Source organism: Stenotrophomonas sp. GW821-FHT09E08 (assembly GCF_059416125.1).
In genome coordinates this window covers 356,645-372,065 of the sequence record NZ_JBWKOO010000001.1, presented here as the reverse complement: position 1 = coordinate 372,065, position 15,421 = coordinate 356,645, and the positions used below count along the sequence as shown (strand labels likewise).

Annotated in this window: 18 protein-coding genes; 6 read left to right on the top strand and 12 right to left on the bottom strand. The window is 67.1% G+C overall.

All coding sequences use genetic code 11. From position 1 onward, the window contains the following. Nucleotides 1–10 precede the first annotated feature (10 nt). Both minC and AC07M7_RS01750 read right to left on the bottom strand, forming a co-directional pair. Nucleotides 11–856 carry a septum site-determining protein MinC gene (gene minC / locus AC07M7_RS01755; RefSeq protein ID WP_046985239.1) on the bottom strand — a complete coding sequence of 282 codons (846 nt, stop codon included), beginning with the start codon at nucleotides 854–856 and terminating at the stop codon, nucleotides 11–13. Beyond that, the gene (locus tag AC07M7_RS01750) at nucleotides 802–1,398 is read right to left on the bottom strand and encodes a GNAT family N-acetyltransferase (RefSeq protein ID WP_004148078.1); all 597 of its coding nucleotides are present in this window, start codon (nucleotides 1,396–1,398) and stop codon (nucleotides 802–804) included. The genes minC and AC07M7_RS01750 overlap by 55 nt, the downstream gene beginning before the upstream one ends. 150 nt (nucleotides 1,399–1,548) lie before the next feature. Between AC07M7_RS01750 and AC07M7_RS01745 the strand changes: the two genes are divergently transcribed. The 4 genes from AC07M7_RS01745 to AC07M7_RS01730 all read left to right on the top strand — a co-directional run bounded on the left by AC07M7_RS01745 (nucleotide 1,549) and on the right by AC07M7_RS01730 (nucleotide 5,170). Then, nucleotides 1,549–2,745: a sensor histidine kinase gene (locus tag AC07M7_RS01745; protein WP_046985240.1), complete on the top strand. Its 1,197-nt coding sequence runs from the start codon at nucleotides 1,549–1,551 to the stop codon at nucleotides 2,743–2,745. Beyond that, nucleotides 2,745–3,386, top strand: a complete 642-nt coding sequence (locus tag AC07M7_RS01740) for a response regulator (RefSeq protein ID WP_004148082.1) — start codon at nucleotides 2,745–2,747, stop codon at nucleotides 3,384–3,386. Before AC07M7_RS01745 ends, AC07M7_RS01740 begins: the two co-directional genes overlap by 1 nt. A 234-nt stretch (nucleotides 3,387–3,620) precedes the next feature. After that, the gene (locus AC07M7_RS01735; protein WP_046985241.1) at nucleotides 3,621–4,694 is read left to right on the top strand and encodes a polyketide cyclase; all 1,074 of its coding nucleotides are present in this window, start codon (nucleotides 3,621–3,623) and stop codon (nucleotides 4,692–4,694) included. A 104-nt stretch (nucleotides 4,695–4,798) separates the two neighbouring features. Then, complete coding sequence (locus AC07M7_RS01730; protein WP_012510401.1) at nucleotides 4,799–5,170, top strand: DUF423 domain-containing protein; 372 nt, start codon at nucleotides 4,799–4,801, stop codon at nucleotides 5,168–5,170. A 496-nt stretch (nucleotides 5,171–5,666) separates the two neighbouring features. On the opposite strand, the gene AC07M7_RS01725 is transcribed toward AC07M7_RS01730, so the two are convergent. The 5 genes from AC07M7_RS01725 to AC07M7_RS01705 are packed head-to-tail and all read right to left on the bottom strand — an operon-like array spanning nucleotide 5,667 to nucleotide 8,365. Next, complete coding sequence (locus AC07M7_RS01725) at nucleotides 5,667–6,476, bottom strand: M15 family metallopeptidase (protein WP_046985244.1); 810 nt, start codon at nucleotides 6,474–6,476, stop codon at nucleotides 5,667–5,669. 9 nt (nucleotides 6,477–6,485) lie between these two features. Next, on the bottom strand, nucleotides 6,486–7,079 hold the full coding sequence (locus AC07M7_RS01720) for a PH domain-containing protein (protein WP_495206608.1): 594 nt from the start codon (nucleotides 7,077–7,079) through the stop codon (nucleotides 6,486–6,488). 3 nt (nucleotides 7,080–7,082) lie between these two features. Then, a complete protein-coding gene (locus AC07M7_RS01715) occupies nucleotides 7,083–7,262 on the bottom strand; it encodes a DUF4177 domain-containing protein (protein ID WP_004148133.1) in 180 nt (59 codons plus the stop codon). Continuing rightward, a complete protein-coding gene (locus AC07M7_RS01710) occupies nucleotides 7,259–7,438 on the bottom strand; it encodes a type II toxin-antitoxin system antitoxin (protein WP_004148134.1) in 180 nt (59 codons plus the stop codon). Before AC07M7_RS01710 ends, AC07M7_RS01715 begins: the two co-directional genes overlap by 4 nt. Nucleotides 7,439–7,483: 45 nt before the next feature. Continuing rightward, nucleotides 7,484–8,365 (bottom strand): SPFH domain-containing protein, encoded by an 882-nt coding sequence (locus AC07M7_RS01705; protein WP_004148136.1) that lies wholly within the window; start codon nucleotides 8,363–8,365, stop codon nucleotides 7,484–7,486. Between the two features lie 137 nt (nucleotides 8,366–8,502). On the opposite strand from AC07M7_RS01705, the gene purT reads away from it, so the two are divergent. After that, nucleotides 8,503–9,690, top strand: a complete 1,188-nt coding sequence (purT, locus tag AC07M7_RS01700; RefSeq protein WP_430766504.1) for a formate-dependent phosphoribosylglycinamide formyltransferase — start codon at nucleotides 8,503–8,505, stop codon at nucleotides 9,688–9,690. A 77-nt stretch (nucleotides 9,691–9,767) separates the two neighbouring features. Here the strand turns inward: purT and AC07M7_RS01695 are convergent, their stop codons facing one another. Next, nucleotides 9,768–10,976 (bottom strand): endonuclease/exonuclease/phosphatase family protein, encoded by a 1,209-nt coding sequence (locus tag AC07M7_RS01695; protein ID WP_253079757.1) that lies wholly within the window; start codon nucleotides 10,974–10,976, stop codon nucleotides 9,768–9,770. A 38-nt stretch (nucleotides 10,977–11,014) separates the two neighbouring features. Then, nucleotides 11,015–11,770, bottom strand: coding sequence for an arginyltransferase (locus tag AC07M7_RS01690; RefSeq protein ID WP_495206607.1), 756 nt, complete (start codon nucleotides 11,768–11,770; stop codon nucleotides 11,015–11,017). A gap of 156 nt (nucleotides 11,771–11,926) precedes the next feature. Here AC07M7_RS01690 and AC07M7_RS01685 point away from each other — a divergent pair, with 156 nt between their 5' ends. After that, nucleotides 11,927–12,490 (top strand): EF-hand domain-containing protein, encoded by a 564-nt coding sequence (locus AC07M7_RS01685; RefSeq protein WP_253079758.1) that lies wholly within the window; start codon nucleotides 11,927–11,929, stop codon nucleotides 12,488–12,490. 51 nt (nucleotides 12,491–12,541) lie between these two features. On the opposite strand, the gene AC07M7_RS01680 is transcribed toward AC07M7_RS01685, so the two are convergent. From AC07M7_RS01680 to tesB, 3 genes are all read right to left on the bottom strand, one after another. Then, nucleotides 12,542–13,759 carry an RNA polymerase sigma factor gene (locus tag AC07M7_RS01680; RefSeq protein WP_495206606.1) on the bottom strand — a complete coding sequence of 406 codons (1,218 nt, stop codon included), beginning with the start codon at nucleotides 13,757–13,759 and terminating at the stop codon, nucleotides 12,542–12,544. Between the two features lie 174 nt (nucleotides 13,760–13,933). Next, the gene (locus AC07M7_RS01675) at nucleotides 13,934–14,443 is read right to left on the bottom strand and encodes a pathogenicity-like protein (protein WP_046988009.1); all 510 of its coding nucleotides are present in this window, start codon (nucleotides 14,441–14,443) and stop codon (nucleotides 13,934–13,936) included. Between the two features lie 4 nt (nucleotides 14,444–14,447). Next, nucleotides 14,448–15,368 (bottom strand): acyl-CoA thioesterase II, encoded by a 921-nt coding sequence (gene tesB, locus AC07M7_RS01670; RefSeq protein WP_004148214.1) that lies wholly within the window; start codon nucleotides 15,366–15,368, stop codon nucleotides 14,448–14,450. Between the last annotated feature and the right edge of the window lie 53 nt (nucleotides 15,369–15,421).

The following is a 15,421-nucleotide window of genomic DNA, read 5'->3' as shown; positions in this document are numbered from 1 at the left end:
GGGTGCTGCGTCAGTCCAGCGCAGCGATCTTGATCTGGTCCTGTTCCAGCCACACCTGCACGGCCTTGCCGCGCAGGGTGTCCGGGACATCGTCCAGTACCTTGTAGTGGCCTGCAATGGCGACCAGTTCCGCATGGAAATCACGGCAGAAGATGCGTGCCGCGGTGTTGCCCTGAGCCCCTGCCAGCGCGCGGCCGCGCAGGGTCCCGTAGATATGGATGCTGCCGTCGGCGATGACTTCGGCGCCAGCGCCGACGGTGGCCATCACGGTCAAGTCGCAGTTTTCCGCGTACAGCTGCTGGCCCGAGCGCACGTTGCCCAGCTGCATGCGGCCCGGTTGCGGTGCGGCCGCATCGGCGACCTTGGCCACCGGCGTGGCCGGGGCTGGCTTCGGTTCGGCACGCGCGGCCCGGCGCGGTTCCGGTGCGGGCGGTGGCGGAGCCGGTTCGGCCTCGGCACGTTCGTACTGGGCGCGGAACTTGGCCAGCAGCGGCAGTCCGAGCTGCTGCGAGAGCAGGTCGACCGCGCTGGTGCCATAGGCCAGTGCCACCGGCAGCACGCCGGCACTGCGCAGGCCATCGACCAGCGCCTGCGCGGTGGCCACGTCCGGCACCTGGCTGAGGCCGCCGAAGTCGAGGATCACCGCCGCGCGGCCGAACAGCTTCGGCGCGCGGGTCACGCGCTCGTGCATTTCCTGTACGAGGCGCTCGACATCAAGGGTACGGATGCGCAGGTTGGCGATGCCCACCTGGCCGATCTTCAGTTCACCGGCCTGTTCGTAATCGAAATTCACCGCCACGCTCAGGTCCCCGTCGGCCGCTGTGCCTGTGCCGGCAGCTGCCGGGCACGTGTCCATGCCACATCCGGCAGCTTGTCACCGTAGGTCTCCTGGACCCACGGGTAGCTGCACAGTTCCTTGGCCAGCATGCTGGCGCGCACATCGACGTGCGGCATGGTGTTCTGGCCCAGCTCGCGGAAGCCGAAGCTGCCGTGGAAGAGCAGGGCGGCATCGGCGCCGTGGTCGAGGAAGACCTCGCAGGTCATCTGCGGATAGCGCAGCTCGGCGAAGCTCTGCGCGTCGGCATAGAACGCACGGCCGACGCCACCGCCGCGACGGCGGCTGGCGACCACGATGCGGTCGATATAGAAGAACGGGGTGTCCAGTTGCTGCTTGAACCAGGCGAAGTTGCTGCTGTCGTGCTGGCTGTCGCTGCCGAAGCCGATCAGGAAGCCGGCCAGGTTGCCGTCGCGCTCGGCGACGCGGAAATATTCAGCGGTTTCATAGAACAGGCGCAGGCGTGCCGCATCCAGGGGAAGGATGGCCAGGCCAGCGTTGTTGTTCAAAGCCAGGACGGAATCGAGCTCGTGCTCGCGCACGTCGCGGATGACAATCGACATTGTGACTCCGTGGGGTAACGCGGTTGGTCCATCAAAGGACCCTGCGCACGATTATTGCATGCCCGGGGTGGGCTGCGGCATGAACAGGCGACCGGGCGGGCATGACTTCCGTGGGGTGCGGGACGCAGGCTGGGCCCGTAGAGTGCTGGCATGTTGGGAGTCCTCAGCCATACACGCGTCCTCCGCCTGGCCGGCCTGTTCACCTGGGTCATGGTCGGACTGCCGCTGGCGTATTCGCAGTTCGAGAACCTGCACAGCCGCAACGACATGGGCGGTTGGGCGATCCTGCTGTTCGTCGCCTATCTGTCCTTCGGCACCGCCTACTACTGGCTGACCCGCATTCTGCGCAGCGACAGCCATACCACCTGGCTGGACCGCGGGCTGCTACTGCTGTTGACCGTCTCGGCGCTGGCGGTGAGCTTCCTCAGTGGCTCGGGCCTGGGCAGCATCCTGATGATGGTCGCCGCCGGGGTCATTCCCTGGATGCTGTCGGTGCGGCTGGGCGTGCTGTGGCTGCTGGTCAGCCAGCTGGCGGTGGCCCCGGTCTACTACATGCTGCTGCGCTTCCCGCTGTTCGAGGCGGTGATGCAGTCGCTGCTGTACGGCGGCTTCTCCATGTTCATCTTCGTGACCAGCCTGGTCGCCCGCCAGCAGACCGAGGCCCGCGACGAGCAGCGCCGGCTGAACGCGGAGCTGCGCGCGACCCGCGCCCTGCTGGCTGAAAGTGCCCGGGTCAACGAGCGCACCCGCATTTCGCGCGAGCTGCACGACCTGCTCGGCCATCAGTTGACCGCGCTGACCCTGAACCTGGAAGTGGCCAGCCACCTGGCCGAGGGCCAGGCCCTGGAGCATGTAAAGCGTTCGCATGGCCTGGCCAAGCTGCTGCTGGGCAACGTCCGCGAGGTGGTCAGCCAACTGCGCGAGACCGGTGCCATCGACCTGGCTGCCGCGCTGCGGCCGCTGACCGAGAACGTGCCCTCGCTGGACATCCAGCTGGAGATCGAGGACTCGCTGAACGTGGAGGACCCGCAGCGGGCCCACGTCCTGCTGCGCTGCACCCAGGAGATCATCACCAACGCCGTGCGCCATGCCGGTGCGCGCCATCTGTGGATCAAGGTGTACCGTGAAGCCCCCGACCGGGTCGTGATCGAGGCCCGCGACGACGGTGTCGGCGCGGAAATGGTCAATGTCGGCAATGGCTTGCGCGGCATGCGCGAGCGCCTGCAACAATGTGGTGGCCAGCTGCAGGTCGAGACCCGTCCCGGCGAAGGCTTCCGCCTGCGGGCGACGGTGCCGGCAACGGTGCTGGTGGCCGCCCTTACCAAGGTTCCTGAAGGAGTGCGTTGATGATTCGCGTCTGCCTGGTCGACGACCAAACCCTGGTGCGGCAGGGAATCCGCTCCCTGCTGGCGCTCGACGACGGTATCGAAGTAGTGGCCGAAGCCGGCGATGGCCGGCAGGCGGTCGAGCTGATCCCGCAGGTGCGCCCGGACGTGGTGCTGATGGACATGCGGATGCCGGTGATGTCCGGGCTGGAGGCGCTGCAGATGCTGTCCCGGCAGGAACAACTGCCGCCGACCATCATCCTCACCACCTTCGATGACGATCAGCTGGTGCTGGCCGGGCTCAAGGCCGGTGCCAAGGGCTATCTGCTCAAGGACGTGACCCTGGCACAGCTGGTCGGCGCCATCCGCACGGTGGCCGACGGGGGCTCGCTGGTGCAGCCGGCGGTGACCCAGCGCCTGTTGTCCGGCCTGGAGCACATGCGCAACGACTTCGTCAGCCTGGATCGCCCGGATCCGTTGACCGACCGCGAGACCGAGATCCTGCGGCTGATGGCCAGTGGTTTCTCCAACAAGGAGATCGCCAATTCGCTGGGCGTGGCCGAAGGCACGATCAAGAACCACGTGTCCAACATTCTCTCCAAGCTGGGCGTCCGCGACCGTACGCGTGCCGTACTGAAGGCGTTCGAACTGCAGCTGGTCTGAGGAAAATCGTTCCCGGACAACGACTTGGACCGCAACCCCGGACCCTGGCCGGGGTTGACCCCTACATGCCGGGCACCGGTATGCGTTACCCTTCGAATTCTTTGTCCATACAAATACGCAGCCGGCAGGGAAACCGGTGCGCCAATCCCGATAAACAATGCCCGCGAAGCCTGCTAGGATTGGCGCTTCGCTTCAATCAACCCGGCCGTGGGATCGGCCCCGGAGACTCTCTGAATGACCCGTATTATCGAGTTCCTGATCGCCTTGGGGATCGTGGCTGGCCTGTTCGTCATCATTGGCGTATGTCTGCCGGGCGAGCGTCACATCACCGAAAGCATCGAGACCAACCGCAAGATGACGATCGTGTACGACACGGTCAGCAGTCTGCGCCGCTTCAAGGACTGGAACCCGCTGGTACTGCGCGATCCCGCCGTTGAACTGAAGCTGTCCGGCCCGGTCTCCGGTACCGGTGCCACCCTCGACTTCACCTCCAAGGACCTGGGCACCGGTTCCTGGAAGATCACCGAAGCCGAGGAAAACAAGCGTGTTGTGATCAACATCGACGACGCCACCAAGGGTCACGACAAGGTCACCACCTTCACCCTGGAGCCGACCGGCAAGGGCGGTCGCAACGTCAAGATCACCCAGGACTACTCGGTGAAGTACGGCTTCGACCTGTTCGGCCGTTACGCCGGTCTTTATGTCAGCCGCCAGATCGGCGACGACATCAAGATGGGCCTGTCGCGCATGGCCAACATGCTGGCCAGCGTTCCGAACGTGGACTACCGCACCCCGGAAGCCCCGCTGACCGATCTGGCCATCGTCGATGTGCCGGCTGAAGACCTGCTGGTCGTCAACGCCGGTAACGTGGACCGCGGCCAGGACAGCATCACCAAGTCCATCAAGGACAACCAGGAGTGGATCAAGCGCGTGATGGAGGCCAATGGCCTCGAAGCCGCCGGCCCGTTCCGCATCATCACCACCGACTTCGGCGCTGAGAAGTACGCCTTCGACATCGCCCAGCCGGTGAAGAAGAAGGGTGCTGAAGGTGCAACTGCTGAAGCCCTGACCGTCAAGATCGACGGTGGTGCTCCGGTCAAGTACGTGCACGTTGCTCCGCACCGTTCGGCACATGCGGCCTACACCGGCCACATGGCGGGTCTGGACGTGGCGCGCAGCGGCCTGCGTGCCTGGGCCGTGACCTCGGGCAACGAAGTCATCGACCGTCCGTACGAAACCTGGAAGGACGGCCTCGACAAGTCGTTCACTCCGGAAGCCACGTACGACATCTACTGGGCCGTCAAGTAAGCCTCGGCTGACCCATGTAGTGCTGGACACGAAAACGCGCCGCTTCCTGCGGCGCGTTTTTTTTCATCCCGCGCCCGGCATCGGGCGCTGCGCAAGGAGCAGTCATGTTCAATCTTGAACGACGCGCACGTAAGCCCTCGCTGCTGGCCTGCCTGGGGGCGTTGCTGGCGGCGGCTTCGATCGGTCTGTCCGCCTACGCTTCGCACGGTGTTGCCGATCCGCTGGCGCAGCAGCATCTGAACATGGCGGCGTTGTATGCGTTCGCGCATGGCGCGGTGCTGGTGGCGCTGGGGCCACGTGCGCAGGGCGCGATCGCGCACCTGGCGCTGTACGTGCTGCTGCTGGGCGTGCTGCTGTTTTCCGGCAGCCTGGTGGGCGGCGCGTTGTGGCAGTGGCCGACGCGGCTGGCGCCGATCGGTGGCACCAGCATGATGGCCGGATGGGTGCTGCTGGCGATCAATGCGTTGAGGCGGTAACTGAGTCGAGATTGTCGCTTCAATCCATGCTGATGCGATCTGCACCGTTCATGGGCGTTACTTTTCTTTTCGCGCGAAAAGAAAAGTAACCAAAAGAAGCGCGCCGCCGGCCGCGAGCCGGCGCTGCGCACCGGTGCCCTGTGCTCCTCGGCCCGTCGAGGGGCGGTGCGGGAACTCGCTGCGCTCAGACACCCGCACCTCTTCGCCCTCGCCGGACCTGCGGTGCTCGGCTCGCTTGAAGGCGGACCCAACAGCCGCGCGCTGATCCGTTATAGAGGCTTCGAGCAAGGCGACCCGCTTCTGCCTTTCCTCTCTTGTTCCATTCCGTGGCGGACGCACGCGGAATCTGTCCGTGGCCGGGTGGGTGGGTTGCGCAGGAGCGTAAGCGCCATGGATGGGGCGCCCGAGCCTACAGGGACGTATTGACTGCGTCTCCTGCGCAGCCCATTCGCCCGGACAGCTCCATGGAGTTCGCCTTGCGGCCGCCACGAGGGGCTCAGCCGTTGGCCGGTCCCCAGCACCAATGCCACGGTTCGTAGACGATCCCGTGCGGGTTGTCGCGCGGGTAGCTCAAGTGGAAACCATGCTCGCCGGCATGTGCCTGCAGCCACGCGAACGCGTCGGTGGCTTCGAACGATTCTTCGGCCGGCGCATCGCCCGGTGTGCCGATGTCCAGCGCGTGGCCGCTGTGATGTTCGCTGAAACCCGGCGCGGCGTTGACCTTCAGAATCTCCGCCACGCTCAAGCCGCGCGCCAGCTTCCGTTCGAAGATGCCCAGCTGGTAAGCGTGGCTGCGGAAGCCGGAGATCGCGTCCAGCGCAATGCCGTCCCGCGCGGCGTGCAGGCGCATGCGACGCCAACCCTGCGCGGCACCGCGGCGCAGCCACAACGGGCGGGCGAAACGATCACGGCCGGCGAAGTGCAACAGGCAGGGCTCGGGTTCCAGTGGAAGGCCGCTGTCGTCTGCATAGCGCTGTGCATCCAGACCCAGCTGCTGCAGGCGATGCTGCAGCCCGGCCAGCGGCAGCCATTGCTCTTCCAACGCAGCGCCGAACGGGCGTGCCACTGCCGCGTCCAGCAGCGCCAGCGCTTCCTCGACCCCGGGCTCGCGCGGCAGGCTCGGCACCAGCGAGTGCACGCCATGCGCCAGTACCGCCGCAAGGTAGCGGCCATCGCGTTTGCGTCGCAGCACCCAGCGCGCACGCGCCAGCAGGCGTGCATCGAGGTTGCTGCGCGCGCGCAGCAGGTTGGCGGGCCACAACTCGATGGCTTCGGTATTGATCAACAGCGGCGTGGTGCGGTGCATCGATCCAGCTTACTGCGGCAGCGCGGTGGCGGCCACCTTGCGCAGGGCCTCGAGCAGCACCTGCGGCCGGTCCAGGCTGAGCAGCAGCGTGCTGCCATCGCTGACCGGAAGAGCGAGAACACGTGCACGGTCGGTGACCAGCGCGAAACCCTTGCCACCGCCCTGCAGGCGGAAATGGCCGGAATGGAAGCCGGGCATCGAATAGCCGTTGGTCTTGAAGCGGATGCCATAGCGACGATCACGGCTGAGATCGACCACCTCGGCCTGGTCCAGCCGCAGCTGTGCCACCGGCACACGCCGACGGTACATCGTCGAGCGCACATCCAGCACGTCACCGGCCAGTTCCACCCGGCGCCGGAAGAAGGCCGTGCCCAGCCCGATGCCCATCAGCGCGATCACCACCAGGCTCCACGCTGCGCTGCCACCCATCCGGAACCAGGGCGGGGAGAGCGTCACTTCGATCCAGGGCGCAGTGGCCGGTGCCTTGTACAACTGCGCATACACGCAGGCCACGAACGCCACCAGCAATGGAAGGACCACCCAGAGCACGCGCAGCGGCGAGCTCTCGGCCACTTCAAACGGTTTCGGATCGCTGCCGCCCATGGCTCAGGACTCCTTCTTGAACACCAGCATGGCCGGGCGCATCGGCGCGGGGATGATGATGTTGACCAGTTCCCAGCCCAGCTGGCCCTGCCGGCCCAGCTCGGCCTGGACATCCTCGGCCTTGAGTACGCCCATCATGGAGGTCTTGACCTCGATCGTCTGGTAGCTCCAGCGCTTGCTCATTCCTTGTCCTCCGGCGATGCCTTGGGTTTGGGCAGGCGTCCTGCCTTGCGCAGCGCGTCGCGCAGCACGTATTCGATCTGAGCGTTGAGGCTGCGCAGTTCGTCATCAGCCCAGCGCTGCGCCGCGGCCAGGACCTCGGCATTGATGCGCAGCGGATAGGCTTTCTTCTCACTCATGGGGGCTCCTGGCGGGGCGGTGGGGCGCCCCGTTGCGAGGGTGGCTCAGTACAGCGAGCCGGCGTTGACGATCGGCTGGGTGCCGCGGTCCGAGCACAGCACGGTCAACAGGTTGCTGACCATGTGCGCCTTGCGTTCCTCATCCAGCTGCACCACGCCATTCTTCTGCAGTTCGGCCAGTGCCATCTCCACCATGCCGACCGCACCGGCAACGATGCGCGTACGTGCGGCGATCACCGCATTGGCCTGCTGGCGCTGCAGCATCGCCTGGGCGATTTCGGCGGCGTAGGCGAGGTGGCTGATGCGTGCGTCGATCACCTGCACGCCGGCATCGGCCAGGCGCTCGGCCAGTTCGTTCTTCAGGTGCTGGGAGATCTCGCTGGCATGGCTGCGCAGCGCGAGCTGGCCTTCTTCGTGCTGGTCGTAGGGATAACTGGTGGCCATCGCACGCAGCGCCGATTCGGACTGGATGTGCACGAAGCTCTCGTAGTCGTCCACGTTGTAGACCGCTTCAGACGCATCGACCACCTGCCACACGATCACCGCAGCGATCTCGATCGGGCTGCCATCGAGCTCGTTGACCTTCAGCTTGCCGCTCTCGAAATTGCGCACGCGCTGGCTGACCCGGCGCTTGCTGTAGAAGGGGTTGTTCCAGCGCAGGCCGTTGTCCTTCACCGTGCCCACGTATTTGCCGAACAGGCTCAGCACGGCCGCCTGGTTGGGCTGGACCGTGTACAGGCCGGCCAGAGCGAAGATCGCCAGCGCCGCCACCAGGATGCCGACCAGCATCAGCAGCAGGTTCGGGGAGCCGGTGCTGGCCTTGGCTGCCACCCCCAGTACGAACAGGGCGCCGCCGGCGAGGGCGACAAGCAGGGCGCCGGCCAGCGTGCCGAGGCCGTTGAGGGAAGACAGCGACTTCTCTTTCATGGCGGTACGTCCTTGAGGGTTCGAAATGAAGATATCAAAGTGATATCACATAAGGGCGACCGTTCGTCGGATGCCATGGCCTGGGTGCCCGGCCAGCTAGAATGCCCACCCGCCTTCACATTGCTGCTGGAACCGCCATGGCCAAGCTTGGAACTCCGTTGTCCCCCTCTGCCACCCGCGTGCTGCTGCTGGGCTCGGGCGAACTCGGCAAGGAGGTGGCCATCGAGCTGCAGCGGCTGGGCGTGGAAGTGATCGCCGCCGACCGCTATGCCGATGCCCCGGCCATGCAGGTGGCGCACCGCTCGCACGTGATCGACATGCTGGATGCGATGGCCCTGCGTGCGCTGATCGCCCAAGAGCAGCCACACCTGGTGGTGCCGGAGATCGAGGCCATCCACACCGAGACCCTGGTGCAGCTGGAACAGGAGCAGGGCCTGCGGGTGATCCCGACCGCACGCGCCGCACGCCTGACCATGGACCGCGAGGGCATCCGCCGCCTCGCCGCCGAAACCCTGGGCCTGCCGACCTCGCCGTACCGCTTCGTCGATACCGAAGCCGAGTACCGTGCAGCCGTGGCTGCCATCGGCCTGCCGTGCGTGGTCAAGCCGGTGATGTCGTCCTCGGGCAAGGGCCAGAGCACCCTGCGCAGCGAGGCGGACATCGCCCCAGCGTGGGAGTACGCACAGACCGGTGGTCGTGCCGGTGCCGGTCGCTGCATCGTGGAGGGCTTCATCGACTTCGATTACGAGATCACCCTGCTGACCGTGCGCCATGCCGGTGGCACCTCGTTCTGTGCGCCGATCGGCCATCTGCAGAAGGACGGCGACTACCGCGAGAGCTGGCAGCCGCAGCCGATGTCGAGCAAGGCGCTGGCGCGTGCCGAAGAGATCTCGCGTGCGATCACCGATGACCTCGGCGGCTGGGGCCTGTTCGGCGTCGAGTTGTTCGTGAAGGGCAACGAGGTGTGGTTCAGCGAAGTGTCGCCGCGCCCGCACGACACCGGCCTGGTGACGCTGGTATCGCAGGAACTGAGCGAGTTCGCGCTGCACGCGCGCGCCATCCTCGGCCTGCCGATTCCGGTGATCCGCCAGAGCGGACCGTCGGCCTCGTGCGCGCTGCTGGCGCATGGTGAGGGCGTGCCGTACTTCAACAACGTCGCCGCCGCACTGCAGGTGCCGGATACCGCCGTCCGCCTGTTCGGCAAGCCGAGCGTGCATGGTCACCGCCGCGTGGGCGTGACCCTGGCGCGCGCGGAAACCATCGACGAAGCGCGCGCCATCGCGCGTGATGCTGCCGACGCCATCGGCGTCGAACTGCGCCCGTAAACCGGTAGCGCCGGGCCATGCCCGGCGACCGCATCCCGGTGGGTACCGACCGTTGGTCGGTACCCCATCGACACCGGTTACGGCTTCACATCCACCCACACCAGGTGATGGTCGCTGCCGTCGGCGATCTTTGCTTCCGGGCTTTCATTGGCCGGCCAGAACACGCCGCTGCCGATGTACTCGAAACCGGTCGAGGGCAGCACGTAGTCCAGGCGCATGGTGCCGGACTTCGGGCCGAAATCGCCGGTGGCGTGGAACGGTGCGCCCTTGCGCTCGATGCCCTTGGCCGCATAGGCCAGGCTGGTCTGTTCGGCACCGACGCTGCGCGGGGTGGGGTAGCGCAGCACGCGGGCGTTCTCGATCAGTTCGACGATCGCCTCATGGCGGCCATCACCATCCACCGGGTCGTTGTTGAGGTCGCCGAGGATCACGAAGCGTGCGTCCTGCGCCAGGCCGCCGCACTGGCCCTTGTCGTCGCACAGCCACGGCTTGTCACCCTTGGACAGGTATTCCTGCCACAGGCGCAGTTCGTCGTGGTTGCGCGCGGCATTGCGCTTTTCCGGGCCATCGAACACTGGCGGCGTCGGGTGCGAGACCAGCGCGTGCACCACGCCGGCCGGGGTCTTCACCGGCACGTCCCAATGCGACTTCGACGACAGCCGCAGCTGCGACCACACGTGGTCGTTGTAGAAACTCTTGCCGGTGCGCGGATCGACCGGGCGGATCGCGCCTGGCATCGCACTCCACTTCAGCAGCTGGAAGCTGCGCACCTTGGCTTCATCGATCGGGTAGCGCGACAGCACCAGCATGCCGTATTGGCCTGGATGCAGGCCGTAGCCCCACGCATCGTTGCCGCGGCCTCGGCCTTCGCCGCCGACCACGCCGTTGTTGTCCAGGTCCAGGCCGCTGGGCACGCCAGTGTTGACCGGGGCCAGGTAGCGGTAGGCGAAGTGCAGCGGCTTGCCGCCGCCGGGCTGGGCCACTTCCAGGTAGCGTTTCTGGAACAGGTCGGCGGCGCGGTGGGCGTCGTCGAAATCGAATTCGTTCAGCAGCACCAGGTCCGGGCGCGCCTGCTGCAGCACCGCGGCGATCTTGCGCGCGTGCTCGCTGTCGCCTTCCAGCTCCTTGATCAGGCCACCGGTCTCATCGGAGTACAGCGAGGTGTTGTAGGTGGCCAGGCGCAGCGCAGCGGACGGCTTTTCGGTCATCGCAGGGGAAGTGGCGAAGGCGGGGGCGGTGGCGCCGCAGAGCAGGGCCAGGGCGAGGATCTGGGGTCGGAGGTTCATGCGCCGTATTGTGCACCCGGCCCGGTGTCAGTGGTTTGTCAGCGTCCGTCCAGTTCGTCGTCGAAATCGTGCCAGCGGCGGCCGTCGTAGGCTTCCAGCGGTCGATAGCGCCGTTTGTAGTCCATCTTCTGATGCCCGCGGATCCAGTAGCCCAGGTACACGTGCGGCAGGCCCTCGCGGCGGGCCCATTCGATCTGCTGCAGGATCGCGAAGGTGCCCAGCCCACGCGCGGCATGGTCCGGGTCGAAGAAGGTGTAGACCGCCGACAGGCCATGCTCGGTGACGTCGGTCACCGCCACCCCCAGCAGCTGGCTGGGCTGGCCATCTTGGCCCGGCAGGCGCATTTCCATGAAGCGGGTGTGTGACCAGCTGCCGATCAGGAACTGCTCGAACTCGTGCGGGCCGTGGTCATCCATGCCGCCATTGGCGTGGCGATGGGTGAGGTAGCGGTGATACAGCGCGAACAGGTCGTCGCGGGCGGTGGCGGCGGTGATCCGCACTTCCAGGTCTTCATTGCGGGCGGCACAGCGGCGCTGGCTGCGGTCGGGGGCGAAGCGAGCCACCGGAATACGCACCGCCACGCAGGCCTGGCAGTGTGCGCAGTGCGGGCGGTAGACCAGGTCGCCGCTGCGGCGGAAGCCCCAGCTCAATGCCAGCGGGTACAGGCTGCCGAGACGACGGTCGTGCGGGTCCAGCACCAGGTCGCGTGCCGCCCGGTCCGACCAGTACCCGCAGGGGTGCTCGCCGGTCTGGAAAAGTCGCAGTTCGTCGTCTCTGTCGCCGTGAATCGCCATGGGCACAGCATAGCCCCAGCCTGTCGCAGTGGCGGCGACTGTCCGCCGGATGAATGGAATCGGCAGCGGCGTCAACCGATGTCGCGCCCGGGCGTTGTTGTCTCCCGAGGGTGAAGTGATCACCCCGACGCAATCCCCATCCCCAGGAGTGACCCCATGATCCGTACCCCCCTGCTGCTGGCCCTGCTGCTCGGCACTTCCGCTACCGGTATCGCGCTCGCGGCCGACACCCCGACCACGCCGGCGCAGCGCCCGGCCAAGCTGGACACCAACGGCGACGGCGTCATCGACCGCAGCGAGGCCGCTGCCAACCCGCGCCTGGCCGCGAAGTTCGACGAGCTGGACAAGAACAAGGACGGCAAGCTCTCGCGCGATGAGCTGCCGCGCTGGCAGCATGGTCGCCGTGGTGGCCACGGCGGTGAGCGCTGGGCCAAGCTGGACGTCAACAAGGACGGCCGCATCAGCCGCGAGGAAGCCAAGGCCGATCCGCGCCTGGCCGCGCGCTTCGACCAGCTCGACCTCAACAAGGACGGTTACCTGGACAAGGCCGACCGCGAGCTGCGCATGAAGCAGCGTCGTGATGCCTGGTTCGCCGCCGCCGACACCAACAAGGATGGCCAGCTGAGCAAGGCCGAGTTCGATGCCGCCAAGGGCCCGATGCACGGTGGCCCGCGCCACGGCGGCCCGCGTGACGGTGCCGCGCCGAAGCCGCAGCGCTGAGTTTCATTGCAATGATCGACGACAACGCCGGCGCACTGCCGGCGTTGTCCGCTACAGGCGGCCGCTGCGTGCCAGCGAATACACCACCAGCGCGATGACCATCAGGTTCATCGCGATGATGCCGGTGCGGCCATACATGGATTCGTACTTCCAGTTGGTCCCGGTGCGCCCGCGCCGTGCCGAATCGCGCGCGATCATCGGTGCCATCACCCGTTGCAGCGGCGCCAGGCACTGGTAGTTGACCACCCCCAGGCCCACGGCCAGTACCGTCAGCTGTGCCCAGACCGGTGTCTGCAGCAGTACCGCAAGCAGGATCGCCAGGCACCAGAACATGCCCGTGATGATGTTGAGGTAGAGGAAGCGGCGCACGTCGGCGCGCTCGGACGCCGTTTCGGTGTACGACATCAGGAAGCGTCCGCCCAGATAGCTGCCGATCGCACCACCGACCACGCCGCCAATGACCGCCCCCCAGCTTTCGGCCGGCAGCACGTGCAGTTGGCCCAGCGTGGCGGTCAACGAGCCCATCGCGGTTCCGCCCGCAGCGCTGGCGCCGCCGAGGCCAAGCTTGCTGCCGCCGATGCCGACGCCGGTGCCGAGCAGGATCGCGGCGCTGGCCGTGCCGGGCGCGGCCACCAGCACCATCGACACCACGGCGGTGGCGAATGCCGCGCTCGGCGCACTGTTGCGGGCGAATTCGCCGAAGCGCTGCAGCAGGCCATCGCGCACCAGCGCGCGGGCGCGTGACAGGCGCTTGCGCACGGCCGCATCGCTGAGCCCGAGCAGGTCGGCCACCTGCTGCGAACGCTGGCCTTCACGGTAGTACAGCAGCAGCACTTCGCGGCTATCGGCCGGCAATGCGGAAATGATGTCCTCGGCGGCGATCTCTTCTTCCACCCGCTGCAGGCGGTCGGCGGCCCCCGGGGTTGGATCGGCGGCCATGCCCAGTGCCACTTCGGCCGCCTCGCCGGTCAGTGGCCGGCCGCGCTGCGCGCGCAGCCAGTCGCGGGCCAGGTTGCGGGTGATCTGCCGCAGCCAGGGCAGGAAGCTGGTCGAGCTGCGCAGCTGATGCAGCTGCTGCCAGCCTTTCACGAACGCTTCCTGGGCGATGTCCTCGCTGGCCTGGCGGTCGCGGGTAATGGCCAGCGCGATGGCGGTGACCGTGTTCTGGCAGGCCAGCACGATGCGGCCATAGGCATGCTGGCAGCCGCCAGCGGCCGCAGGCAGTTCGCGTTCCAGGGTCTGGTCGATCGATGCGGCGAAGGTCGTCATGGCGGCGGCTCTCCTGCTGGGATTGTGTCCCATGACGGAGCCGCGTGCCGGTTTGTGACCGGTCATTTGTCACGGTAGCGCCGGGCCATGCCCGGCGGCCCTTCTACAGGGCGACACGGCTGCTGATGCAGGCCGCTGCGCTCGCCGGGCATGGCCCGGCGCTACCGCACCCGGTTACTTTGCGGGCTGGATCCGGACCCGCACTTCTTCCTCTTCCGGTGCCGCCTGCGGGGCCGGTTGCGTCGGCTGCGGCTGGGCCTGCGGGGCAGCGGCCGGTGCGACCGGCGCCGGGGCGCCCCGATGGCGCAGGCCGATCACCAGCGCCACGCCGGCGATGATCACCAGCAGGCCGATGCGGATGCGCCAGGCCCAGCCGCGGCCGCCGCTGGGGGCGGCGACGTCATCGCGGAAAGCGAACTCGGCGGTGGGATGATCGCGGCGGGTGGTGTCGAGCAGGCGTGCGTCGCGCAGGATCTCGCGCGCCCGCGGCTGATCGTCGGCACGCACGATCCACACCGCCGGGTAGGCGTTGGCGTTGCCCAGTTCGGTATAGCTGAACTGGCCACGGCGACGGGTCTTGTACGAGCGCCCATTGGTCACCTTGACCTCGATACCATGCTCGCGCAGGAGCTCGGCGACGCCTTCGACGGTTTCCACGCGCTGGCTGCTGAAAATCTGACGCATCGGATCAATCCTTGGCCGGCACGGCGGCCGCTGCTGCCTGGTCGGGAACGACGCGGATCAGGCCTTCCTGCGCGGTGCTGGCGACGAGTACGCCGTTACGGGTGAAGAACTGGCCGCGGGCCAGCCCGCGCGAATCCTGCGCGCTGGGGCTGTCCAGCGAGTACAGCAGCCAGTCGTCGGCGCGGAACGGGCGGTGGAACCAGATCGCGTGGTCGAGCGAGGCCATCTGCACGTGCGGGTGGTAGTAGCTGATGCCATGCGGGAACGTGGCGGTACCCAACAGGTGGAAGTCCGAGGCATAGGCCAGCAGTGCCTGGTGCAGCTCCGGGGCATCGCCGACCGGCTCGCTCAGGCGCAGCCACACCTGGTGGTAGGGCGGGCGCTTGGGCGGGTTGAGTTCGTCACGCGGGTAGACGTGGCGGAACTCGAACGGGCCGCCGCGTGACAGCCAGCGCTGCACCTTGATTGGCAGCCGCTCCAGCACTTCGGCCGGCAGCGGACGGTTCGGTTCGATGTCTTCCGGCTGCGGCACTTCGGGCATCTTGTGCTGGTGCTCGGCGCCGGTCTCGGCCTGCTGGAACGAGGCCGCGCAGAAGAAGATCACCTTGCCGTGCTGGATCGCAGTGACGCGGCGCACCGAGAAGCTGCCGCCGTCGCGGGTACGGTCCACGTCGTAGACGATCGGGTGGTCGATGTTGCCGGCGCGCAGGAAGTAGGCGTGCAGCGAGTGCACGTGGCGGCCGTTGTCGACCGTAGCCTGCGCCGCAGCCAGCGCCTGGCCCAGCACCTGCCCGCCGAACACGTACTTGGTGCCGATGTCGCGGCTCTGCCCGCGGAACAGGTTGTCCTCCAGCCGCTCCAGGGTGAGCAGGTCGATCAGCTCGGAGACGACGGGTTCGGGCGTGTCGTTCAAGGGGGCGGCCACAGCAATGAAGAAGGCCCGATTATACCGGTCAGGGGTCAGATCCCTTTCGCATT

Excerpts from the sequence above, each read along its gene's own strand:
- AC07M7_RS01675 (WP_046988009.1), bottom strand. The coding sequence starts at position 14,443 with ATGCGTCAGATTTTCAGCAGCCAGCGCGTGGAAACCGTCGAAGGCGTC.
- AC07M7_RS01715 (WP_004148133.1), bottom strand. The coding sequence starts at position 7,262 with ATGAGCAAGCGCTGGAGCTACCAGACGATCGAGGTCAAGACCTCCATG.
- AC07M7_RS01705 (WP_004148136.1), bottom strand. The coding sequence starts at position 8,365 with ATGAAAGAGAAGTCGCTGTCTTCCCTCAACGGCCTCGGCACGCTGGCC.
- AC07M7_RS01740 (WP_004148082.1), top strand. The coding sequence starts at position 2,745 with ATGATTCGCGTCTGCCTGGTCGACGACCAAACCCTGGTGCGGCAGGGA.
- minC (WP_046985239.1), bottom strand. The coding sequence starts at position 856 with ATGGACACGTGCCCGGCAGCTGCCGGCACAGGCACAGCGGCCGACGGG.
- AC07M7_RS01725 (WP_046985244.1), bottom strand. The coding sequence starts at position 6,476 with ATGCACCGCACCACGCCGCTGTTGATCAATACCGAAGCCATCGAGTTG.
- AC07M7_RS01690 (WP_495206607.1), bottom strand. The coding sequence starts at position 11,770 with ATGGCGATTCACGGCGACAGAGACGACGAACTGCGACTTTTCCAGACC.
- AC07M7_RS01710 (WP_004148134.1), bottom strand. The coding sequence starts at position 7,438 with ATGAGTGAGAAGAAAGCCTATCCGCTGCGCATCAATGCCGAGGTCCTG.
- AC07M7_RS01735 (WP_046985241.1), top strand. The coding sequence starts at position 3,621 with ATGACCCGTATTATCGAGTTCCTGATCGCCTTGGGGATCGTGGCTGGC.
- AC07M7_RS01685 (WP_253079758.1), top strand. The coding sequence starts at position 11,927 with ATGATCCGTACCCCCCTGCTGCTGGCCCTGCTGCTCGGCACTTCCGCT.
- AC07M7_RS01745 (WP_046985240.1), top strand. The coding sequence starts at position 1,549 with ATGTTGGGAGTCCTCAGCCATACACGCGTCCTCCGCCTGGCCGGCCTG.
- AC07M7_RS01750 (WP_004148078.1), bottom strand. The coding sequence starts at position 1,398 with ATGTCGATTGTCATCCGCGACGTGCGCGAGCACGAGCTCGATTCCGTC.
- AC07M7_RS01730 (WP_012510401.1), top strand. The coding sequence starts at position 4,799 with ATGTTCAATCTTGAACGACGCGCACGTAAGCCCTCGCTGCTGGCCTGC.
- purT (WP_430766504.1), top strand. The coding sequence starts at position 8,503 with ATGGCCAAGCTTGGAACTCCGTTGTCCCCCTCTGCCACCCGCGTGCTG.
- AC07M7_RS01695 (WP_253079757.1), bottom strand. The coding sequence starts at position 10,976 with ATGAACCTCCGACCCCAGATCCTCGCCCTGGCCCTGCTCTGCGGCGCC.
- AC07M7_RS01680 (WP_495206606.1), bottom strand. The coding sequence starts at position 13,759 with ATGACGACCTTCGCCGCATCGATCGACCAGACCCTGGAACGCGAACTG.
- AC07M7_RS01720 (WP_495206608.1), bottom strand. The coding sequence starts at position 7,079 with ATGGGCGGCAGCGATCCGAAACCGTTTGAAGTGGCCGAGAGCTCGCCG.